This window comes from Bacillus sp. IS1, assembly GCF_032461585.1.
Lineage (GTDB): Bacteria > Bacillota > Bacilli > Bacillales > Bacillaceae > Bacillus > Bacillus velezensis.
The window spans coordinates 888,104-908,927 of record NZ_JAWCWR010000002.1; the positions used below are offsets into that span (position 1 = coordinate 888,104).

At 46.2% G+C, this 20,824-nt stretch carries 22 protein-coding genes and 1 pseudogene; 18 read left to right on the top strand and 5 right to left on the bottom strand.

Features of this window, described 5'->3' with window-relative positions:
• Positions 1 to 83 precede the first annotated feature (83 nt).
• The 4 genes from RUW00_RS12550 to RUW00_RS12565 all read left to right on the top strand — a co-directional run bounded on the left by RUW00_RS12550 (position 84) and on the right by RUW00_RS12565 (position 5,448).
• Positions 84 to 1,385, top strand: coding sequence for a homoserine dehydrogenase (locus RUW00_RS12550; RefSeq protein ID WP_007613551.1), 1,302 nt, complete (start codon positions 84 to 86; stop codon positions 1,383 to 1,385).
• Positions 1,385 to 2,443, top strand: coding sequence for a threonine synthase (gene thrC, locus RUW00_RS12555; RefSeq protein ID WP_154817939.1), 1,059 nt, complete (start codon positions 1,385 to 1,387; stop codon positions 2,441 to 2,443). Before RUW00_RS12550 ends, thrC begins: the two co-directional genes overlap by 1 nt.
• Positions 2,440 to 3,369 (top strand): homoserine kinase, encoded by a 930-nt coding sequence (gene thrB, locus RUW00_RS12560; RefSeq protein ID WP_014418794.1) that lies wholly within the window; start codon positions 2,440 to 2,442, stop codon positions 3,367 to 3,369. The genes thrC and thrB overlap by 4 nt, the downstream gene beginning before the upstream one ends.
• Before the next feature lie 102 nt (positions 3,370 to 3,471).
• A complete protein-coding gene (locus tag RUW00_RS12565) occupies positions 3,472 to 5,448 on the top strand; it encodes a S9 family peptidase (protein WP_280144595.1) in 1,977 nt (658 codons plus the stop codon).
• 40 nt (positions 5,449 to 5,488) lie between these two features.
• Here RUW00_RS12565 and RUW00_RS12570 read toward each other — a convergent pair whose 3' ends face one another.
• Positions 5,489 to 5,824, bottom strand: a complete 336-nt coding sequence (locus tag RUW00_RS12570) for a NifU family protein (RefSeq protein WP_169510385.1) — start codon at positions 5,822 to 5,824, stop codon at positions 5,489 to 5,491.
• A 79-nt stretch (positions 5,825 to 5,903) separates the two neighbouring features.
• On the opposite strand from RUW00_RS12570, the gene RUW00_RS12575 reads away from it, so the two are divergent.
• Positions 5,904 to 6,230 (top strand): YuzD family protein, encoded by a 327-nt coding sequence (locus RUW00_RS12575; protein ID WP_017419453.1) that lies wholly within the window; start codon positions 5,904 to 5,906, stop codon positions 6,228 to 6,230.
• Positions 6,231 to 6,267: 37 nt separating this feature from the next.
• Here the strand turns inward: RUW00_RS12575 and RUW00_RS12580 are convergent, their stop codons facing one another.
• Positions 6,268 to 7,335, bottom strand: a complete 1,068-nt coding sequence (locus RUW00_RS12580) for an NAD(P)/FAD-dependent oxidoreductase (RefSeq protein ID WP_014418791.1) — start codon at positions 7,333 to 7,335, stop codon at positions 6,268 to 6,270.
• Positions 7,336 to 7,601: 266 nt separating this feature from the next.
• Here RUW00_RS12580 and RUW00_RS12585 point away from each other — a divergent pair, with 266 nt between their 5' ends.
• The 4 genes from RUW00_RS12585 to RUW00_RS12600 all read left to right on the top strand — a co-directional run bounded on the left by RUW00_RS12585 (position 7,602) and on the right by RUW00_RS12600 (position 10,607).
• Positions 7,602 to 7,838: a YuzB family protein gene (locus RUW00_RS12585; RefSeq protein WP_007408721.1), complete on the top strand. Its 237-nt coding sequence runs from the start codon at positions 7,602 to 7,604 to the stop codon at positions 7,836 to 7,838.
• 134 nt (positions 7,839 to 7,972) lie between these two features.
• The gene (locus RUW00_RS12590; RefSeq protein WP_012118346.1) at positions 7,973 to 9,190 is read left to right on the top strand and encodes a NupC/NupG family nucleoside CNT transporter; all 1,218 of its coding nucleotides are present in this window, start codon (positions 7,973 to 7,975) and stop codon (positions 9,188 to 9,190) included.
• Between the two features lie 123 nt (positions 9,191 to 9,313).
• Complete coding sequence (dapF, locus tag RUW00_RS12595) at positions 9,314 to 10,168, top strand: diaminopimelate epimerase (protein WP_280144594.1); 855 nt, start codon at positions 9,314 to 9,316, stop codon at positions 10,166 to 10,168.
• Positions 10,169 to 10,244: 76 nt separating this feature from the next.
• A complete protein-coding gene (locus tag RUW00_RS12600; RefSeq protein WP_003151967.1) occupies positions 10,245 to 10,607 on the top strand; it encodes a HesB/IscA family protein in 363 nt (120 codons plus the stop codon).
• 142 nt (positions 10,608 to 10,749) lie between these two features.
• On the opposite strand, the gene RUW00_RS12605 is transcribed toward RUW00_RS12600, so the two are convergent.
• A complete protein-coding gene (locus tag RUW00_RS12605) occupies positions 10,750 to 11,511 on the bottom strand; it encodes an SDR family oxidoreductase (protein ID WP_014418789.1) in 762 nt (253 codons plus the stop codon).
• Between the two features lie 292 nt (positions 11,512 to 11,803).
• Here RUW00_RS12605 and RUW00_RS12610 point away from each other — a divergent pair.
• The 7 genes and pseudogenes from RUW00_RS12610 (at position 11,804) to RUW00_RS12640 (ending at position 16,774) form a co-directional block, all read left to right on the top strand.
• Positions 11,804 to 12,343 (top strand): annotated as a pseudogene (locus RUW00_RS12610) (GNAT family N-acetyltransferase).
• A gap of 258 nt (positions 12,344 to 12,601) precedes the next feature.
• Entirely contained in the window at positions 12,602 to 13,174 is a 573-nt protein-coding gene (locus RUW00_RS12615) for a hypothetical protein (RefSeq protein ID WP_007613520.1), read from the top strand.
• A gap of 67 nt (positions 13,175 to 13,241) precedes the next feature.
• Entirely contained in the window at positions 13,242 to 13,577 is a 336-nt protein-coding gene (locus RUW00_RS12620) for an uberolysin/carnocyclin family circular bacteriocin (protein ID WP_003151973.1), read from the top strand.
• A gap of 82 nt (positions 13,578 to 13,659) precedes the next feature.
• Positions 13,660 to 15,315, top strand: a complete 1,656-nt coding sequence (locus RUW00_RS12625) for a hypothetical protein (RefSeq protein WP_280144593.1) — start codon at positions 13,660 to 13,662, stop codon at positions 15,313 to 15,315.
• Positions 15,308 to 16,012 (top strand): ABC transporter ATP-binding protein, encoded by a 705-nt coding sequence (locus RUW00_RS12630; protein ID WP_007613514.1) that lies wholly within the window; start codon positions 15,308 to 15,310, stop codon positions 16,010 to 16,012. Before RUW00_RS12625 ends, RUW00_RS12630 begins: the two co-directional genes overlap by 8 nt.
• Positions 16,009 to 16,536: a stage II sporulation protein M gene (locus RUW00_RS12635; protein ID WP_110124330.1), complete on the top strand. Its 528-nt coding sequence runs from the start codon at positions 16,009 to 16,011 to the stop codon at positions 16,534 to 16,536. The genes RUW00_RS12630 and RUW00_RS12635 overlap by 4 nt, the downstream gene beginning before the upstream one ends.
• Before the next feature lie 16 nt (positions 16,537 to 16,552).
• Positions 16,553 to 16,774 carry a DUF5970 family protein gene (locus RUW00_RS12640; RefSeq protein WP_003151978.1) on the top strand — a complete coding sequence of 74 codons (222 nt, stop codon included), beginning with the start codon at positions 16,553 to 16,555 and terminating at the stop codon, positions 16,772 to 16,774.
• A gap of 62 nt (positions 16,775 to 16,836) precedes the next feature.
• Here the strand turns inward: RUW00_RS12640 and guaC are convergent, their stop codons facing one another.
• Complete coding sequence (gene guaC, locus RUW00_RS12645; protein WP_053285183.1) at positions 16,837 to 17,817, bottom strand: GMP reductase; 981 nt, start codon at positions 17,815 to 17,817, stop codon at positions 16,837 to 16,839.
• 217 nt (positions 17,818 to 18,034) lie between these two features.
• Here guaC and RUW00_RS12650 point away from each other — a divergent pair, with 217 nt between their 5' ends.
• Entirely contained in the window at positions 18,035 to 18,178 is a 144-nt protein-coding gene (locus RUW00_RS12650) for a hypothetical protein (protein WP_003151982.1), read from the top strand.
• 38 nt (positions 18,179 to 18,216) lie between these two features.
• Here the strand turns inward: RUW00_RS12650 and yumC are convergent, their stop codons facing one another.
• A complete protein-coding gene (gene yumC / locus RUW00_RS12655) occupies positions 18,217 to 19,212 on the bottom strand; it encodes a ferredoxin--NADP reductase 2 (RefSeq protein ID WP_007613496.1) in 996 nt (331 codons plus the stop codon).
• A gap of 310 nt (positions 19,213 to 19,522) precedes the next feature.
• Between yumC and RUW00_RS12660 the strand changes: the two genes are divergently transcribed.
• Positions 19,523 to 20,743 carry an NAD(P)/FAD-dependent oxidoreductase gene (locus tag RUW00_RS12660; RefSeq protein WP_007408709.1) on the top strand — a complete coding sequence of 407 codons (1,221 nt, stop codon included), beginning with the start codon at positions 19,523 to 19,525 and terminating at the stop codon, positions 20,741 to 20,743.
• The last annotated feature ends 81 nt before the right edge of the window (positions 20,744 to 20,824 follow it).

Below are 20,824 nucleotides of genomic sequence, written 5' to 3' on the forward strand. Positions count from 1 at the left end.
TAATATTTGTAACTTAAATGTCTGTGAAGGGTTAACAATTGTCCTTTTCTAGTGGACAAAAGGAAGAAAGGTGGAGTTTCTCTTTGGAAGCGATTCGTATTGGACTGTTAGGACTGGGAACCGTGGGAAGCGGTGTCGTCAAAATTATACAAGATCATCAGGATAAGCTTATGCACCAGGTCGGCTGTCCGGTGACGATCAAAAAAGTGCTAGTTAAAGATATTGATAAAAAACGAGACGCAGACCTGCCGAAAGAAGTGCTGACGACAGAAGTCTATGATGTAATCGATGACCCTGAGGTCGACGTGATTATTGAAGTCATCGGCGGTGTCGAACAGACGAAGCAATATCTTCTTGATGCCTTGAAAGCGAAAAAACATGTTGTGACCGCAAATAAAGATCTGATCGCCGTATATGGCTCAGAGCTTTTAGCCGCCGCAAAGGAAAATGGCTGTGACTTGTATTATGAAGCGAGTGTCGCCGGCGGAATCCCGATTTTACGCACGCTCGAAGAAGGCCTTTCCTCTGACCGGATCACAAAAATGATGGGAATCGTCAACGGAACGACGAACTTCATCTTAACGAAAATGATTAAAGAAAAAAGCCCGTATGAGGAAGTGCTGAAAGAAGCGCAGGATCTCGGATTCGCGGAAGCTGACCCGACCGCCGATGTAGAAGGGCTCGATGCCGCGCGCAAGATGGCGATTTTAGCCCGTCTCGGCTTCTCTATGGACGTTGATCTGGACGATGTCAAAGTAAAAGGAATTTCCCGGATCACGGATGAAGATATAAGCTTCAGCAAACGGCTCGGCTATACGATGAAGCTGATCGGCATCGCCCAGCGTGATGACAATAAAATCGAAGTCAGCGTTCAGCCGACACTGCTTCCGGATCATCATCCGCTCTCTGCGGTGCATAACGAGTTTAATGCCGTTTACGTGTACGGAGAAGCCGTCGGCGAAACGATGTTTTACGGCCCCGGAGCCGGAAGCATGCCGACTGCGACATCGGTCGTTTCCGATCTGGTCGCGGTCATGAAAAACATGCGTCTCGGCGTAAACGGAAACAGCTTTGTCGCCCCGCAGTTTGAAAGAAATCTGAAGCAGCCGTCTGATATCTATGCCCAGCAGTTTTTAAGAATTCACGTCAAAGACCAGGTCGGCTCTTTTTCAAAAATCACATCCGCCTTCTCAGAGCGCGGCGTCAGCTTTGAAAAAATTCTGCAGCTGCCGATCAAAGGCCATGACGACCTCGCGGAAATCGTCATCGTCACGCATCATACATCGGAAGAAGATTTCAGTGACATTCTGCAAAACTTAAATGACCTCGAAGTCGTACAAGAAGTAAAAAGCACATATCGCGTAGAAGGGAACGGTTGGAGCTAATGTGGAAAGGACTCATCCATCAATATAAAGAATTTCTGCCGGTAACGGATCGGACGCCGGCCCTGACATTACATGAAGGCAATACGCCGCTGATTCACCTCCCGAAACTTTCCGAAAAGCTCGGAATTGAACTGCATGTGAAAACAGAGGGCGTTAATCCGACGGGATCCTTTAAAGACCGCGGCATGGTCATGGCGGTCGCCAAAGCGAAAGAAGAAGGCAATGATACCATCATGTGCGCCTCTACAGGCAACACATCCGCCGCGGCTGCGGCATACGCGGCGAGAGCCGGCATGAAATGCATCGTCATCATCCCGGACGGAAAAATCGCCTTCGGAAAACTTGCGCAGGCCGTCATGTACGGTGCGGAAATCATTGCGATTGACGGAAACTTTGACGACGCGCTGGCCATCGTCCGGTCAATTTGCGAAAAATCACCGATTGCATTAGTGAATTCAGTAAACCCTTACCGGATTGAAGGGCAAAAAACAGCGGCCTTTGAAGTATGCGAACAGCTTGGCGGAGCGCCGGACATTCTGGCGATCCCGGTAGGAAACGCGGGGAATATCACGGCCTACTGGAAAGGGTTCAAAGAATACCATGAGAAAAACGGCACCGGACTTCCGAAGATGCGCGGTTTTGAGGCGGAAGGTTCTGCGGCTATCGTCCGCGGCGAAGTCATTAAAAATCCAGAGACCGTTGCGACGGCAATCCGAATCGGGAATCCCGCCAGCTGGGACAAAGCGGTGCTCGCTGCGGAAGAATCAGCCGGAAAAATTGATGAAGTCACAGATGAAGACATTCTTCACGCTTATCAGCTGATTGCCCGTGAAGAAGGCGTGTTTGCCGAACCGGGCTCCTGTGCATCCATCGCCGGCGTTTTGAAACAGGTGAAATCCGGTGAAATTCCAAAAGGCAGCAAGGTTGTCGCAGTTTTGACCGGAAACGGCCTGAAAGATCCGAACACGGCTGTAGACGTATCTGACATAAAACCGATTACGCTGCCGACAGATGAGGACAGTATTCTGGAATACTTAAATGGAGCGGCGCGTGTATGAATGAGGCGGAGATGCTGTTTTCCATTACGGTTCCGGGAAGCACCGCCAACTTAGGGCCTGGGTTTGATTCCGTCGGGATGGCGCTCAGCAGATATTTGAAGCTTTCGGTTTTCCGAAACGATGAATGGCAGTTCTCGGCGGAAACCGAAACTGTCGCGGGCATCCCTCAAGGAACGGACAACCTCATCTACCAAGTCGCCAAACGGACGGCTGACCGCTATCAGAAAGAGCTGCCGCCCGCCCATGTCAAAGTATGGAGTGACATCCCCCTTGCGCGGGGTCTCGGAAGCAGCGCGGCCGCTATCGTCGCTGCCATTGAGCTTGCGGATGAGTTATGCGGCCTGCAGCTTTCGGAAAGCGACAAGCTGCACTTAGCCAGTCTTGAAGAGGGACACCCTGATAATGCCGCTGCTTCCCTTGCAGGAGGGCTTGTGATCGGCCTTCACGAAGAAGATGAAACACATATCGTGCGTGTTGCCGAAGCGGATATCGACGTTGTGGCAGTGATTCCGTTTTACGAAGTTCTGACCAGGGACGCAAGAGACGTGCTCCCGAAAGAGCTGCCGTACCGGCACGCCGTTAAAGCAAGCGCCGTCAGCAACCTTCTCGTTGCTGCGATCATGTCAAATGACTGGGCGCTCGCCGGGAAAATGATGAGAAAAGACATGCTCCATCAGCCGTACCGCGCCATGCTTGTTCCTGAGCTTTCAAAGGTGGAACATGCGGCCGAAATGAAAGGCGCTTACGGAACGGCGCTGAGCGGAGCGGGACCGACGATTCTTGTTCTGATTGAAAAAGGAAAGGGAGAAGAGCTGAGAAAACAGCTTTCAGAGCATTTCCCTCACTGTGAGATTGCGGCGCTTACCGTCCCGTCAGAAGGAAGCGTAATTGAACGGAATCCTTTAGAGCAGGTGAAAAGTGTATAATGATAAAAAAGCGTTCTTCCCATCAGAGAAGGACGCTTTCTTTTTCTGGAGAAGGATTTTTATTTAGGGAAGCGAAATAAAAAAGAAAAGGAGGAGATACGATTGAAAAAACTCATAACCGAGGAGGACATTGCGTCACTCGTATCCGTGACAGACCCGCAATATGCCCCTGACGGCAGAAGAGCCGCTTACGTCCGGACAACAGTCAATCATAAGCGTGATTCCTATTCCTCAGCCATTATGGTATATGACACAGAATCCGGCATCTCAAACCCGTGGACTTTCGGGGACAATAGAAATACAAGTCCGCGGTGGTCGCCTGATGGACGGCGCCTCGCCTTTGTTTCTGACAGGGAGAACGGCGTCCCTCAGCTGTACATCATCGACGCTGCCGGCGGAGAGGCGGAACAGGCGGCCGATATTCCTTGGGGCGTATCAGATCCGATATGGGCGCCCGACGGCAGATCCGTGCTTGTGTCCGTCAGTCTGACATCAGCGGAGCGCGCCGATGAGAAAGAAAAAAAGAAGCATGACGAGTATGAGCCGGTTGACATTCAGTCATTAACATATAAACGTGACGGGAAAGGCCTGCTGAACGGAAGCTGGGCCCAGCTTGTGCTGATTCATCTTGAAACGGGGGAGATTCAGCAGCTGACGGATCATGAAGCGGATCATTATGACGCGGCCTTTTCACCGGATGGCAGGCAGCTTGCGTTTACCGCCAATTTATGCGAGCCGGGTGACGCCGGAAAGCCGAGCGATGTCTATCTGATGAATCTGGCGGATGGAAGCCTGAAGCAGATTACGCCGCACCGCGGTTCTTTCGGTTCCTGCGTGTTTTCACCGGACGGTTCTTATATCGCGATGCTGGGCCATGAAAATGAATTTCGCAATGCGACTTTAGAAAAAGCGTGGCTGTACGACGTGAAAACTGAGCGGCTCACCTGCCTGACCGACATGCTGGATGTTCATTTGAGCGATGCGCTGATTGCGGATTCAATCATAGGAGGAGTGACGCCCCGGCCGGTATGGACAAACGACGGGCAGGGATTTTACGTTCTCGGGAGCGAGCAGGGAAGCACCGGTATTTATTATATCTCGATTGACGGCCTCGTATATCCGATCCGATTAGAAGAAGAGTATGTGAACGGTTTTGCTTTTCATCCTGATCAGAAAAGCTGTATCGCTGTCATTGCCAAACCCGCACAGCCTTCCGAGCTTTACAGCATTTCGCTCGAAGATGGGGAAGAGAAGCAATTGACATCCGACAATGATCGGTTTATTGAGGAGCGCATCATATCCGTGCCGGAAAAGCTGCAATATGAAACAAAGGACGGGCTGACGGTAAACGGCTGGTTTTTAAAGCCCGCCGTTTTTGAAGAGGATCAAACTTATCCGCTCATTCTATACATACACGGCGGGCCTCACATGATGTACGGCCATACGTATTTTCACGAATTCCAAGTGCTGGCCGCACAAGGATATGCTGTCGTGTATGTCAACCCGAGAGGAAGCCACGGCTACGGACAGGATTTTGTCAATCGTGTCAGGGGTGATTACGGAGGCGGAGATTACCGTGATGTCATGCAGGCGGTGGATGAAGCCGTTCAGGCGTATCCGTTTATTGACAGCGGCCGTCTCGGTGTGACGGGCGGAAGCTACGGAGGGTTTATGACGAATTGGATTGTCGGGCAGACAGACCGTTTTAAAGCAGCCGTCACGCAGCGCTCCATTTCAAATTGGTTCAGCTTCCACGGTGTCAGCGATATCGGTTTCTTTTTTACCGACTGGCAGCTCGGACATGATTTGTTTGAGGAAGCGGATAAGCTTTGGGATCGTTCTCCTGTAAAATATGCGTCCCGCGTTTCGACGCCGCTTTTGATTCTGCACGGTGAGCGCGATGACCGCTGTCCGATAGAGCAGGCCGAGCAGCTTTTTACCGCGTTGAAGAAACTGAACAAAACGACGTCGTTCATCCGATTTCCGAAAGCCACGCATGAGCTGTCGAGAAGCGGCCATCCGGAACAGCGGATGAAACGCATCCGTTATATTTGTTCATGGTTTGATGACTATTTGTAAAAAATAAAAAACCAGGCTGTCATGCAGCCTGGTTTTATGATTAAAATACTTGTTCTACTTCAACGACACCCGGTACTTCTTCAAGAAGGGCGCGTTCGATTCCGGCTTTCAGCGTAATCGTTGAACTTGGGCAGCTGCCGCATGCGCCAAGGAGGCGAAGCTTTACAATGCCTTCGTCTACATCAACAAGCTCACAGTCACCGCCGTCACGAAGCAGAAACGGACGTAATTTATCCAATACTTCCTGTACTTGCTCTTTCATTTCAACCTCAGTCATGAGATTCGCTCCTTTCATATACATAAAACCATTATATTCACAGTAACGGTAAAAATCTAATGTTTGGTTTGCAAAGCTGCTTTCCCCATTATAGCATATTTAAACTTGAACATAAAAACCGTTTTTTATACAAAAGCTGCCCCGTCCTTTGTATACTGGTGTAAAGGGGATGATATACATGACAAAGCCGGTTACGCTCAGTGTTTACGGCGCTGAAACGCTCTGCGCAAGCTGCGTGAATATGCCGAGCGCCAAAGATACGTTTGAGTGGCTGGAGGCGGCGCTGAAACGGAAATATCCGGAGCAGCCTTTTAACATGCGGTATATTGATATTGACGCACCGCCTCAGCAAAAGGAGACAGAAGAGCTTGCGGAGCGCATCAGAAACGATGAATTTTTCTATCCGCTCGTGCTGGTGGAGGATGTCATTGTGGGGGAAGGGAATCCGCATTTAAAAGATATATATGAAGAAATGGAAAAGCGCGGCTATGTGGCAGGCTCTTAAAAATGGCCGCTGATCGCAATCAGCGGCTTTTTTCTTATCAGCCGTTATGATGCTTGTACATCCATAAAAGGCCTGATTTTAATAAACGGGGCACACGCCCGATGAGCGGACGGTCGTTGACAAGACCGAAGCCCGCTTTTTTTCCGAGTGAACCGAGAACGCCTTTCAGCTTAAATTGCGGCATTGTTTCCGGCAGCTCTTCATTGTTCCAGCGTTTCAGGAGGATCTGCACAATTTGTTCCGCTTGTGCTTCAGCCAGCTGGGCGCTCGGCGCATGCGGCAGGCTCGCGCAATCACCGACGACGTAAACATGCTCATCGCCCGGAAGATTGTGGTGCGGTGTTAAAACGATGCGGCCCTGCGGATCTTTTTCAGCGTCCATTTCTCTGACGGCTTTATTCGGCTGAATTCCCGCCGTCCACACGATGGCATCGGCCGGTATTCCTTCATCATGATTATAAACGATGCCGTCTTCCACTTTTGTAATATTCGCATTATTGATAATGGTGACGCCGTGTTCTTCAAACCATTTCTGAACGTACTTGCTGAGTCTTTTCGGAAAGCTTGATAAAATCAGGTCGCCCCGGTCAAATAACATAATCTTCAGATCGTCACGGCTCTCTCTTAATTCACTGGCAAGCTCCACGCCGCTTAATCCCGCTCCGACGATAGCGACAGATGCATTGGCGCCGAGGTTGTTCAGCTTTTGATAGGCCTCGCGTGACTGATCAATGGTCTGAATGCTGTAAGTATGTTCCGGCGCGCCGGGCACGTTATGATACTTATCCTCGCAGCCCAGTCCGATCACCGCGTCATCGTAAGAAATCGGTTCGCGGTCATGAAACAGAACCTGTTTGTTTTTCGTGTCGACGGAAGCCACCTCACCGTATTGAACATCCAGATTCGGATGCTCAGGAAAAGACACCCTGATATGATGATCAGAAATCGTGCCGGCGGCGAGCGCATAATATTCTGTTTTTAAGCAGTGATACGGGTTTCTGTCAATCAGCGTGATGGATATATCTGACGGAAGCTGGTTCGGCAGTAAGCGGTGCAGCACCCGCATGTTTCCGTAACCCCCGCCGATCAAGACCAATTTTTTCATAATGATTCCCCTTTTGCCCGAAAAATATGGTAGTCAATGTTGTTACAAAATAACGAACTATGTAAAATAACATCTAGAATTATATCGAATTTGATCTAAAACCACAATAATAGTTTTAAAATAACCTACAAATTGACCACAAAACACGTAATAGTAAAACCTTTAACCTGAATTGATATGTTACGATAACATTGAGTGTGAAACCGGATCTTTGACGAATAGAGGAAATTCCGTTAGGATAAGGTACATATGTGAGGTGAAACCGCATGAATCCGATGATTGAATTCTGTGTCAGCAATTTAGCGCGCGGTTCCCAGGAAGCACTTGAGATCTTAGAGAAGGATCCGAACTTGGACGTGCTTGAATACGGCTGTTTAAGCTATTGCGGAAAATGCATGGAGTCCCTGTTTGCCCTGGTTAACGGCGAAGTGGTCACGGGAGGCACGCCTGCTGAACTGGTTGACAACATATATACATTCATAGAAGAAAATCCGATGTTTTAATCAGAGGCTCCGAACGGGGTCTCTTTTTTATTGCGCCCCGGGTTTTGGCAAAATAAAAAATTTGTAGACAGCAAAAATAAATATTGTTATCTTAATAAAGACTTTTTTTAAATAAAATTTTAGAGGTGGATTCATTGAATATCGTTTGGGGGCTGCTCGGGGCAGTTGCTATATTAGCCATTGCTTTTTTGTTATCAGAGAAGAAAAGCAAAATTAACCTGCGAACCGTCATTGTCGGTTTGTGTTTACAAATGGCCTTCGGATTCATCGTATTAAAGTGGGACGCCGGCCGGGCCGTATTTTTATGGTTCTCAAGCCGTGTGCAGCTTCTCATTGATTATGCGAACGAAGGCATCAGCTTTATTTTTGGCCCGCTGTTAAAAGTGGGCAGCAGCCCGGCTTTTGCGCTGAGCGTTCTGCCGGTCATTATCTTTTTCTCAGCGCTGATTGCCGTTTTGTATCACTTGAAAATCATGCAGCTCATCTTTCGCGTCATCGGAGGCGGACTGTCAAAACTTCTTGGGACAAGCAGAACGGAATCGCTTGCGGCGGCTGCGAATATTTTTGTCGGACAGTCTGAATCACCGCTTGCCATTAAACCGCTGATTGCGGGATTGACCCGTTCCGAGCTGTTTACGATTATGACGAGCGGCCTTTCAGCTGTAGCGGGTTCGACGCTTTTCGGTTACGCCCTGTTAGGCATTCCGATCGAATACCTGCTGGCGGCCAGCTTTATGGCGGCTCCCGCCGGTCTCGTGTTCGGAAAAATTTTAATACCTGAAACGGAAAAAACGCAGACGATAAAAGGCGATTTTAATATGGACGAAGAAGGCGAAGGCGCCGCTAATGTGATTGATGCAGCGGCAAAAGGCGCGTCAACGGGCCTGCAGATTGCTCTAAATGTCGGCGCCATGCTGCTTGCGTTTGTCGCGCTCATCGCCGTAGTGAACGGAATTCTCGGCGGAATCGGCGGCTGGTTCGGTTTCAAACATATTACATTGGAATCCATTCTCGGTTACGTGTTTTCACCGATCGCATTTGTAATCGGCGTTCCTTGGCATGAAGCGCTCGGAGCGGGAAGCTATATCGGACAGAAACTTGTTCTGAATGAGTTTGTCGCTTATTCAAACTTCGGTCCGCATATTGCGGACTTTTCTAAAAAAACGTCTACGATTATCAGCTTTGCGCTGTGCGGATTTGCCAACTTCTCTTCGATTGCGATTATGCTCGGCACACTGGGCGGATTGGCCCCAAGCCGCCGTTCGGACATTGCGCGCCTCGGATTAAGAGCGGTTATTGCGGGAACACTCGCAAACCTTCTCAGCGCGGCGATTGCCGGCATGTTTATTTAGTAAACGATAAAAGCTCCCTGCATATGCAGGGAGCTTTTATGTATGAAAAACGGGGGATATTTGTATTGTGTCCGAGCAGAAGAGCTTTTATACTAAGTAAAAGAAAAAAAGTTGGAGGCCGATATGAATTCATTCCGTTTTACCAAGATGCACGGTCTTGGAAACAGTTATATATATGTAAATCAATTTGAAGAACAGCTGCCGGAAGAACGGCTGGCTGAGATTGCCGTTAAAGTGTCCAGCATTCACACGGGCATCGGCTCTGACGGAATGATCCTCATCTGTCCGTCAGAAAAAGCACCCGTCAAAATGCGGATTTTTAATAATGACGGCTCAGAAGGGAAAAATTGCGGCAACGGCCTTCGCTGTGTGGCAAAGTACGCATACGAACATAAGCTGACAGAAGAAACGTCCTTTTTCATTGAGACGCTTTCAGGTCTTGTGAAAGCAGACATTACAGAGGACAACGGGATTGTGCGTGAAGTCGCCGTCGATATGGGCGAACCGCGCCTCACCAAAAAAGAGCTGCCGATGCTCGGCAATGAAGATGGACGGACGATCGATGAAACCTTTGTTTTTGGAGAAACGGAGCTTTCCGGAACAGCCGTATCAATGGGAAACCCCCATATTGTTTTTCCGGTTGCGGATATCAATCAAGCGCCTCTTACAACGCTCGGTCCCGTCATTGAAAAAGACCCGAGATTTCCGGAAGGCGTCAATGTCGAATTTGTGGAAACCGTCAGCGCCGATGAACTTCATTTCCGCGTATGGGAACGCGGCTCCGGCATTACGCAGGCTTGCGGAACAGGCGCCTGTGCGGCGGCTGTCGCATCCGTATTGAACGGTGTTTCCGAACGAAACCGGGATATCACCGTTCATTTAGCGGGAGGCGACCTTGTGATTAATTGGCAGGACAACGGGCACGTGCTGATGACGGGACCCGCCGAAACCGTATGCAGCGGCGTCTTTTATTTGTAAACAGCTCGTTTGAGAAATACTCTCCTCAAGGTTTATAATAGATATCAGCATTGTTTTTAAAAAAGGAGGTCTACCTATGAGTGTTCCAGTAACCATCACTGAAGCAGCGGCTTTGCATATAAAAGATATGATGAAAGAGCATGAAGAAGAAAACGCGTTCCTTCGTGTGGGCGTAAAAGGCGGCGGCTGCAGCGGCCTGTCTTACGGAATGGGATTTGAGCATGAAAAAGGCGAAAAAGACAGCATGTTTGAACAGCACGGAATCACCGTCTTGGTCGACAGCGAAAGCCTCGATATCATGACCGGCACGATCATTGACTTCAAACAGTCCATGATGGGCGGCGGTTTCACCATTGACAACCCGAATGCCATCGCTTCCTGCGGCTGCGGTTCATCTTTCCGCACGGCCAAAAACGCCGGTACGCCGGAAGAGTGCTAAGGGTCAACCCGCCATTCTTAGGATGAAAAAATATGACGTCTTTCTTTTCGATGGCGCTTGCACCATTGTTAAGAAAGGCGTTTATCTGTTTAATAAAAATAAAACCCGCTCAACAGAAGCGGGTTTTGCTTTTTCAAAGATGTTATTCAATTGTATGTTTCATTGCATTGTACATATTTGCCGTATGTTCATCGGCTTTATCCCGTGACATGCGCAGCCGTTCCGCTGAAGAACCATATCCGATTTCTTGTTTGCCCTCTTTCAGTCCTTTAAAAATCCCATCAGCGAATTCATCCAGCGGTTCTCCTTGAGTATGCAGCCCTGCTCCGCCTAAATCTGTATTCACCGCCGGAGGCGCAACTTCAATCACTTCTACAGATGAATCAGAAAGCTGATGTCTCAGACTCATTGTAAATGAATGAAGCGCTGCTTTCGTTGCTGAATAGATCGGTGCAATAGCAAGCGGTGTAAAAGCCAATCCCGAAGAGACGTTAATGACAGCCGCATCTTTTTTTCCGGCAAAAAACGGAGCGAACAGCATAGACAGGTGGAAGGGAGCTTCAATGTTCGTTGTGATTTCTTTATTGAAATAGTCCCAATTGTCCTTCGCATCCGCTTTCAGCACGTGAAAACGTTGTTGAATCCCCGCGTTGTTTACTAACACATTCACTTCCGGATAATTTTCTTTCACCCAATCAAACAGTGATATACGTTCAGATGGAATGCTCAAATCACTGACATATGTAATAAGATCCGGGAATGTTTCCTTTGCTTTTTGAAGAGCGTGCTCACGCCGTCCGGTCACAATGACTTTATTTCCCGCTTTTAAAAACCGTTCTGCGAAAGCCAATCCTATTCCGGCATTTCCGCCTGTAATCAGTATTGTATTTCCCGTCAGTTTCATATTAACTCCTCTTTTCCGATTGTTTCATGCTTCTTAGATAACATTTCAGCTCCCGCTTCTATCCTTCAGCTGCAATCCAATCAATATATTTTTTGGATGATCGGGAAACCGCCAAAGTTATTCTTTCCTTGTCACAATATGATGATACGGCTTAAAGCACGGTTTAAGTCAACAAAAAAACTTGTTTGGTAAAATTCTGGGATCTTTATTGATGCGATAAAGCGTACCGTATCACATGGGTGAGAGGCAATTAAAAAACGTTTCTGATCAAAACAAAAGGACGGCGATGCATATGCAGGAAGGAAACAGCGTTGATATCAGGCCGCTCAGCCTGAATGATGCAGAGCAGGAACTGGTTTTGCAGACGGAAAACCGCATGTTCTTTGAACGGTTTGCCATGTCGAGACAAGAGGATTTTTATACGCTGGAAGGCCGGAAAAGACGAATTGAACAATCACTGAAGAATGCGGAAAATGACACAGAATACAGCTTCGGCATTTTTCTTCAAGATCAGACCCTGATTGGCACGATCAGCCTTTTTCAGGTGGTTCGGGGTTCCCTCCAAAGCGCTTTTATCGGTTATTTTTTAGATGGCAAACATAACGGGAAAGGCTATGCGACGAAGGCTGTCAAGCTGGCAGTCGATTATGCATTCAATGAGCTGAAACTGCATCGGATATAAGCCGGAGTCATGCCGCACAATAAGTCGTCAATCCGGGTGCTCGAAAAAGCTGGTTTTCATAAAGAAGGCATTGCGAGAAAAAATGTAAAAATAAATGGAAAATGGGAAGATCATCAGGTGCTGGCGATCATACATCCGGAGGATACATGACGATATCCTCCTTTTTTATATCCTTCGTCTCTTTCGACAGGTTCTTCCTAAAACTTCAAATCAATTGTCTAAATCATACTATTTGCAAATTCAAAAAAAAATAAAGGGTATATAGAACTGAAAACTCTGAAAGATGTGCTCATTGTCAACACGTCCTAAAGTCATATTTTTCGAAAGGATATTGATTTTTTGATAGGATTAAACTAAATTGTAAAAGTATAGAATAGTTAATTTATTTTGTAAGAAAAGGATGATAATATGATAGGTCAATTGAGCAATAAAAAAATATTTTTAAGTTCTTTTTTCATCATTTTGATCTGTTCATTACTCTTCCAATTCAGTATTTCAGATAAAGTTCTGCAGTCGTATTATTCTTCCGTCGGAGAAAGTACCTACGATATCGGGGAGAAAAGTGTTCGTACGATTGTCATGTTTCTGCAAGGGTTTATGATCTTCACAACTTTTGTGGAAATTCTGATAGGCGGATTTCTGTTATTCGTTGCCGCTTTTATTCTCGGTACAAAAAAACCGAAAAAAATATATTTGCTTCTATATACGCTGACTTCTTTAATCTCGGCATTTAAAATGTTGATTCTTTCAGTTGTTAACTACTTAACGGCTGATTCCTCGCTTATATATTCTGCCGGCGGCACCAGCTTGAGTCTGCAGCTGCTGGACCCATTTCTGCTCATATCAATCGCGGCTCTTTATGCTGCCGCAGGAAAACTGACCGATCTCAGTAAAGGCAAGAGAATCATTTTGACTGGATGTTTTGTTTTACTAAAACTCTTTACTATTTTCTTAAACTATTTTATGGCGGATAAAATTTAGCTCGGGAGAGAGTCAATTAAGCTGAATTTTATTATAAATTAAAAAAACAGAGTAGGGAGATGTTATGATGAACTTAGTAAAATCTAATAAAAAGTCTTTCATTTTGTTTGGCGCGGCTCTTGCTGCAGCAACATTGGTTTATGCACTATTATTAACGGGAACTGAATTAAACGTGGCGGCGGCTCATGCATTCTCAGCCAATGCTGAATTAGCTTCTACTCTCGGCATCTCTACAGCAGCAGCTAAAAAAGCAATTGATATTATTGATGCGGCATCAACAATTGCTTCTATCATTTCTCTTATCGGTATCGTTACAGGCGCAGGCGCGATTTCTTATGCAATCGTTGCAACAGCAAAAACAATGATTAAGAAATACGGCAAAAAATACGCAGCTGCTTGGTAAAATCGATCAATAAATAATTGCTCTTTTTGTACAAGCTGCAAAAAGAGCCTCTCTCCCAAATACATATGTAAGGATTGAAAGTATGATAGTCAAACAAATTGCGGCTCTTATCAAATATAATACCCTGTCATCGTTTCGAAAAAGAAAGGAAGATTGGGGCATTCCTCAACTCAACAGCAAACTGCTGTCTGCCATTATTATTTCTCTGTTATGTTTATATCTCGTTTTCCTGGGATGCGGTGTAGTATTCGGGACAAAACTGATTCAGCTGCCCCTCAGCGCATGGGGGCAATTTGTTTTAATCGCCGTTTCACTTGAGCAGCTTTTTTGGGCTGCCGGCTTCTTTAAAGAACATCACAATGCCTTTCTGCTGGATACGCGTAAGGTCATTCATCAATTAAAAAAGGTGCGTTTTCTACAGCTGTTTTCTGTTTTTGCCGGCCAGGCGATCAAAAAAACCATTTTCGTATGGTATCTTTTTGTTTTTCCGGTCTTTTTGTTTTTATCAAGCGCAGGCATGACCGGGTCTGCGGCGATCATCGTATTTTTCTTGGGCTTCGTTTATTTTCTTCTCAATTTATTTTTATCTATGCTGTTTTCTTATGTTGTTTATCTTCTTACAAATATGTGGAGCAAATTGTTTTACTTGAAAATCATGAAAGGCATTTTATTCAGCGTCAGCCTGCTGGTTCCGCTTGCAGTCGGGTATGCCGTTTATCTTCTCGTGTTTGGGGAGTATACCGCAAAGGATATTTCTAGCTTTACGGAGTCACCGGCTTTCCGGAACATCCTCATGAATACGCCGTATGTATGGTTAGCATTCCGCTCACATTCCGTGCTCGTTTTCGCTGCGGTGTTAGCGGTCGCCGTCCTTTTAACGGCGGGGATGTTTAAACTGTGGTCGGCCACCCTGAAGAAAATGGACCTTATTCCTTATATGTTTTTGACAAACGCAGATTTTGCGCCAAAGCTGAAATTATATAGAAATAACAAAATATTTCATGCCGTTTTTCAAAAGGACCTCCTGTTCTTATCGAGAATTGACGGGTTTTTTATCAGGAATTTCGGCAGTATGCTGTATTTGTTCATGCTGTTTTTAGGTTTTTGTATTCCGCTTTTATCGCATCACTTTATCGGGTATTCGGCAGCCGCCATCGTGTCTGCGGCGGTTATCATTGCGAACTTTTCGTATCAGCTCGTCGGAGATGCGCTCAAAACAGTATTATCAGTAGACGGGGAAATAAAAAATCAGCATTTGTTTCACCGGAATATCAAACATGCGTGGCAGCTGGTGTTTCCGAAAGTATGTATTTATAATCTCGCCGCTCTTATCTATTCGTTCATCATCACCATTTTGATTACGGTGTTTTTTCCGTCTTCCGCGGCGCTGACGATTTACTTGTTTATTGTGTTTTTATGTTCGGGTTTTTTATACAGTCTTGTCCAGATTTCAAGCACCGCCCTGTATCCTAAGAAAAACTGGGAGCATCTGTACGAAATTGGAGAAGCGGGGAAAGCAAAGACGTATAACAACTTATACAGTTCTTTCATTTTCATTGTGTCGCTTCAAATCGCTGCGATCACGTCCTATTTTATCTATAAAAAGCCGGAACTTGAAACGATGCTTATTCATTCTGCATCAGGTATTTTTGTCCTGTTCACACTATTAAACTATGGAGTCATGTTTCTGTTTCTTCGCAGAATCAATATGGCGGAAAGGTTTGCGAACAATGATTAAATTAGTGAATATACAAAAAAACTATAGTGAAAAACAGGTGTTGAAAGATATTTCGTTTGAGGTGAAAAAAGGCTCAATCTATGCTTTGCTGGGGACTAATGGAGTCGGGAAAACAACGACTTTGAAAATCATTTCGGGCCTGCTTAAACCGACTTCAGGCCGCGTCATGATTGACGGCAAGGAACTGGATTCAGAAGAGGGGGGGCAAATATCGGCTGATATCGGTTTTGTGCCCGACCATGCTTTTTTATATGATTATTTAACGGGAGTCGAATACTTGCGTTTTACAGCGGAGATGTTTCAAGTGCCGTCTCAGCGGACAAATGATTATATAAAGAATATGTTAGAGACGCTGAAGCTTGCTCAAGACGGAAATCAGCTGATTAAAACATATTCACACGGAATGAAACAAAAATTATCAATTGCGGCCGCGCTCATTCATCAGCCAAAGATATTAATTCTTGACGAGCCGCTGACGGGCATTGATTTAATCAGCGGTAAAACGATACGGACGTTATTAAAGGAGTACGTCAAGCAGGGAAATACGGTCCTGTTATCGACTCACCTGCTGGAGCTGGCGCATTCGCTGTGCGATACGATCGGTATTATACATGAGGGCGTTTTTGCGGCGGAGTATCAGTCATCCGAGCATTCATTAGAAGAGATTGAAGAATTGGCTGAGAGTATCTATACATGATGAACCGCCTGTTGCCGGCAATCAGGACGTCCGCCATTCCGTTAACCGCGTCATTGCTGTTTTTTTCAGGGGGTGTGATCGCTGCGTTTTTTTCCGATCACTTTGTTTCATCAGCGTCTTACAACGGCTCGTCAGGCGCAGTTGAACTGCTGAAAAATAATGCAATAGCTTGTCTGTTTTTAGCCGCGGGTTTTTTTACCTTTGGGTTGACCTCAATCTTTTATTTATTCACCAACGGGTTTATTTTAAGCGGCTCTATTATAGAAAATCTGCATAGCGGGGTTCCTTTTTATCAGATTTTTTTACTGCTAATTCCTCATGGTATATTTGAAGTTCCTGCGTTATTATTAAGTGGCGCCATTGGTTTTAAGGGCGTTGAATTGGTCATCAGGCTGTGTTTTTCTAAGGAAAAAAAGATAATCGCTTCAATGTTCAGGCATATTGGAATATTGGTGCTGCTTATTATTTGTCTGCTGATCGCCGCTGCCATTATTGAAGCTTACATCACACCAATTTTTAAGTAAAAGGGGCAGAAATCATATGAGAAGTAAATTATCATTAATCGGTGTGCCGATTGTTATGATTATCGGTTATATCATTTCTTTATCCTTTGAGTGGCTGTTTCCTGTTCTTACTTTTGGGGTGGCAGGACTATATCTCTTTATATTTGCTCCGGTGCAAAATAAATTCATTCGTTACATCTTTTTGTTTATTTTTGTGATTAATCTGTTGGCCAGTGCGGCTCTTTATTTCGGTATCTAATAAAAAAAATGACATTCATATTGAATGTCATTTTTTTATCTTTTTTGCGGCTCTGCTGCGTGTTAAAATCTGTCGCCGTTGAAAATGGAGTTTTTTACGATCACGTAGTCGACATTGCGGATGGCTTCGAGTGTATTGCCGCCGGCGTAAGAGATGGAAGATTGCAGATCCTGCTCCATTTCAACCAGCGTGTCCTGTAAAGACCCTTTATGTTCGACATGCATTTTTTTGCCTTCGACGTTTTTCTTTTCGCCTTTTTGAAATTCAGAAGCGGAGCCGAAATATTCTTTGTACAGCTTTCCATCGATTTCGATCGTTTGTCCCGGTGATTCTTCGTGGCCGGCGAATAATGATCCGATCATGACCATAGATGCGCCGAAACGGATGGATTTCGCGATATCGCCGTGCGTGCGGATGCCGCCGTCAGCAATGATCGGTTTGCTCGCCGCTTTTGCGCACCAGCGAAGCGCGGCTAATTGCCACCCGCCGGTTCCGAAGCCGGTTTTAATTTTGGTGATGCAGACTTTCCCGGGGCCGATTCCCACTTTTGTCGCGTCGGCGCCCGCGCGTTCCAGCTCCCTTACGGCTTCAGGCGTCCCGACATTCCCTGCGATGACAAAGCTTTCCGGGACATGTTCTTTAATAAATTGAATCATGCTGATCACGGCATTGGAATGGCCGTGCGCGATATCAATGGTAATATAATCCGGCACAAGCTCCTGTGCTTTCAGCTCCCGGATGAATTCATAGTCATTTTCCTTCACGCCGACACTGATGGAAGAAATCAGTCCGCGCGCTTTCATATCCCGGACAAAAGCCAGGCGTTTTTCCGGCTCGAAGCGGTGCATGATATAAAAATACCCGTTTTCCGCGAGCCAGGCCGCGATGTTTTCATCTATAATCGTCTGCATGTTGGCCGGTACGACCGGAAGTTTAAACGTGTGTCCGCCCAACGTAACTGATGTATCACATTCAGATCGGCTTTCAACAATGCATTTTGCAGGAATCAGCTGAATATCTTCGTAATCAAATACATTTTCCATATATAACACCCCTAAAAGCGAATAATATAATTAAATAAAATTAAAATGTTCGTCTTTTTATAATGTACTTTGTTTTGTCAGGAATGTCAAATGATTTCATGCCGCCTCATATGCGGTCAGCTTGTCATCCATTTGCAGTTTGGTTATCATAGTAGTATTGGGTGTTGTAAGACATTTGTTACGATAGATAGATTTGCAGAAGAAGGGAGGGGCCGGTGTGGAACAAAAACAGCCCGGGCACAGCCCGAAAGCCCAGAAAATTCAGGACCGGATTATTTTAGGCACGATTTGGGTCGTGTCGGCGCTTGTCATTGCGCTTGTTGTCGGAACCGTCATGAATTATATTTGGATGTTTAAATAAAAAAGAGTCTGTGCCGGTATGACACAGACTCTTTTTTATTATTTTTCAAACATGCTTGTAGAATGCAGAGGCTGGACGCGCGCTTTCGGGTCCATGTAAGCCTTCGCGTTGTTCACGGCTGTCGGAGCTTCGCCGAAACCGCTGGCGATCAGCTTGACCTTGCCTTCATATGTGCAGATATCTCCGGCGGCAAAGAAGCCTTCGATATTCGTTTCCATTGTGCTTTTGACGACGATGGAATTTTTCTCGATTTCAAGGCCCCAGTTTTTAATCGGGCCGAGAGAAGAAACAAAGCCGTAGTTTACGATCAGGTCATCAATTTCAATGATTTCTTTACGGTCGCCTTTCACTTCTTCGAGAACGAGCTGTTCGATCCGGTCTTCACCGACAAGTTCAGCGGGAACAAACGGTGTCAGCACGTTGACTTTAGAATTATGCAGGTTTTCGACACTGTGCTCATGCGCGCGGAATTTATCACGGCGGTGGATGATGCTGACTTCTTTCGCGATCGGCTCAAGCATGAGCGCCCAGTCCACCGCAGAATCGCCGCCGCCCAGAACGGCAACGCGTCTGCCTGCGAATTGATTGAGGTCGTCAATGAAGTAGTGCAGGTTTTTGCCCTCATATTGTTCCGCTGATTCCAGCTCAAGCTTTCTCGGCTTAAATGCGCCGTTTCCCGCGGTGATAATAACCGTTTTTGAATAATGCGTTTCTGAATTCGTGACAAGCTTAAACACACCGTCCGCCTGTTTTTCAACAGATTCAACGGCCTGCTCTAAGCAGATGGTCTGATCGAACTTTGCCATTTGCTCTTTTAAGTTGTTCACAAGTTCTTGGGCGCGGATTTTCGGGAATCCGGCTACATCATAAATATATTTTTCAGGGTACAGCGCGCTGAGCTGGCCGCCAAGCTGAGGCAGGCTCTCGATGATTTTGACGCTCGCCTGTCTCATTCCCCCGTAAAAAGCGGTAAACAGGCCGACCGGGCCGCCGCCGATGACCGTAATATCATAAACCTTTGAATCCTCTTGCATACCAAATTGCCTCCTAATTGAAAATTGTTATTAATTATAACATACAATTTAAAAGGATGACGAGTGCCGAAAACCGCCCGGCCGCTTCATTCTTGAAAAAAATTGCGGCCGCGCTAATATGGGGACAAATTCCAATCTGTTTTTTCCTGAATGTTTTCTGATTCTTCCGGATAGTATGGTGATATGCAGACATGTGCGGTTTTCTAAAAAATTTTATATTTCATTTCATAAAATCCCGCCAATAAGCTGAAGCTAATACAAATGTTGATTTGATTATGCGTCTAACAGCAAAAAAAAGAAGGTGGATGTGATGGCATTGAATAAACCCAAAATCGTGGTTTTAGGTGCAGGTTATGGTGGATTAATGACAGTAACAAGGCTTCCGAAGCATATCGGGGCAAATGACGCTGACATTACTTTGGTCAATAAACACAATTATCATTATGAAACGACATGGATGCATGAAGCGAGCGCAGGAACGCTGCATCATGACCGCTGCAGATATCAAATAAAAGATGTAATCAATGAATCACGGGTCAAATTTGTGCAGGATACCGTAAAAGCGATAGATGTGCAAAATAAAAAGGTGACGCTTTCACAAGGGGACATCCCTTATGATTATCTTGTCATCGGGCTTGGCGCCGTCCCTGAAACATTCGGGATTAAAGGCTTAAAAGAATTCGCTTTTCCGATCGCGAATATTAATACGTCGCGCCAGCTGAAAGACCATATTGAGCTCCAATTTGCGACATACAATACGGAGGCTGAAAAACGCCCTGACCGCTTAACCATCGTTGTCGGCGGAGCGGGCTTTACGGGAATTGAATTTCTCGGTGAACTTGCGAACCGCAAGCCGGAGTTATGCAGATATTATGATATAGATGAAAGTCTCGTCCGGATCGTCTGTGTCGAGGCCGCCCCGACGGTTTTGCCGGGATTTGATCCGGAGCTTGTCGATTACGCCGTTCAATACCTTGAGAGCAAAGGCGTTGAATTTAAAATCGGCACCGCGGTTCAAGAATGCCGCGCAGACGGTGTCACAGTCGGCAAGAAAGATGAAGAGCCGGAAGAAATCAAATCGCAGACTGTTGTCTGGGCCGCGGGCGTGCGCGGACATCCGATCGTGGAGGAAGCGGGTTTTGAAAATATGCGCGGCCGTGTCAAGGTCAACCCTGATCTTCGGGCGCCGGGACATGATGACGTTTTTATTCTCGGCGACAGCTCGCTCTTTATCAATGAAGAGACGGAACGGCCGTACCCGCCGACTGCTCAGATCGCGATGCAGCAAGGAGAAACGGTCGCCAAAAATCTGGGCGGTTTGATTAAAGGAGGCCAGCTTGAAGAGTTCAAGCCTGACATTAAAGGAACCGTCGCCTCCCTCGGTGAGCATAACGCTGTCGGAGTCGTATACGGCAGGAAGCTCAAAGGCATGCCGGCGTCCTTTATGAAAAAGGTCATTGACAACCGCTCGCTCTTTATGATCGGCGGTCTGGGCCTGACGCTGAAAAAAGGGAAGTTTAAATTCTTCTGAAAACCCGCGCCCGCGGGTTTTCTCTTTTTTTTAGAAAAGAGCGCTATAAAAAGCATGTAAGAGAAAAAAATGAATGTTTCC

Coding starts and splice junctions, on each gene's coding strand:
- thrC (WP_154817939.1), top strand. CDS start 1,385: ATGTGGAAAGGACTCATCCATCAATATAAAGAATTTCTGCCGGTAACG.
- thrB (WP_014418794.1), top strand. CDS start 2,440: ATGAATGAGGCGGAGATGCTGTTTTCCATTACGGTTCCGGGAAGCACC.
- RUW00_RS12575 (WP_017419453.1), top strand. CDS start 5,904: ATGACAAAGCCGGTTACGCTCAGTGTTTACGGCGCTGAAACGCTCTGC.
- RUW00_RS12580 (WP_014418791.1), bottom strand. CDS start 7,335: ATGAAAAAATTGGTCTTGATCGGCGGGGGTTACGGAAACATGCGGGTG.
- RUW00_RS12585 (WP_007408721.1), top strand. CDS start 7,602: ATGAATCCGATGATTGAATTCTGTGTCAGCAATTTAGCGCGCGGTTCC.
- dapF (WP_280144594.1), top strand. CDS start 9,314: ATGAATTCATTCCGTTTTACCAAGATGCACGGTCTTGGAAACAGTTAT.
- RUW00_RS12600 (WP_003151967.1), top strand. CDS start 10,245: ATGAGTGTTCCAGTAACCATCACTGAAGCAGCGGCTTTGCATATAAAA.
- RUW00_RS12605 (WP_014418789.1), bottom strand. CDS start 11,511: ATGAAACTGACGGGAAATACAATACTGATTACAGGCGGAAATGCCGGA.
- RUW00_RS12615 (WP_007613520.1), top strand. CDS start 12,602: ATGATAGGTCAATTGAGCAATAAAAAAATATTTTTAAGTTCTTTTTTC.
- RUW00_RS12620 (WP_003151973.1), top strand. CDS start 13,242: ATGAACTTAGTAAAATCTAATAAAAAGTCTTTCATTTTGTTTGGCGCG.
- RUW00_RS12625 (WP_280144593.1), top strand. CDS start 13,660: ATGATAGTCAAACAAATTGCGGCTCTTATCAAATATAATACCCTGTCA.
- RUW00_RS12630 (WP_007613514.1), top strand. CDS start 15,308: ATGATTAAATTAGTGAATATACAAAAAAACTATAGTGAAAAACAGGTG.
- RUW00_RS12635 (WP_110124330.1), top strand. CDS start 16,009: ATGATGAACCGCCTGTTGCCGGCAATCAGGACGTCCGCCATTCCGTTA.
- RUW00_RS12640 (WP_003151978.1), top strand. CDS start 16,553: ATGAGAAGTAAATTATCATTAATCGGTGTGCCGATTGTTATGATTATC.
- guaC (WP_053285183.1), bottom strand. CDS start 17,817: ATGGAAAATGTATTTGATTACGAAGATATTCAGCTGATTCCTGCAAAA.
- yumC (WP_007613496.1), bottom strand. CDS start 19,212: ATGCAAGAGGATTCAAAGGTTTATGATATTACGGTCATCGGCGGCGGC.
- RUW00_RS12660 (WP_007408709.1), top strand. CDS start 19,523: ATGGCATTGAATAAACCCAAAATCGTGGTTTTAGGTGCAGGTTATGGT.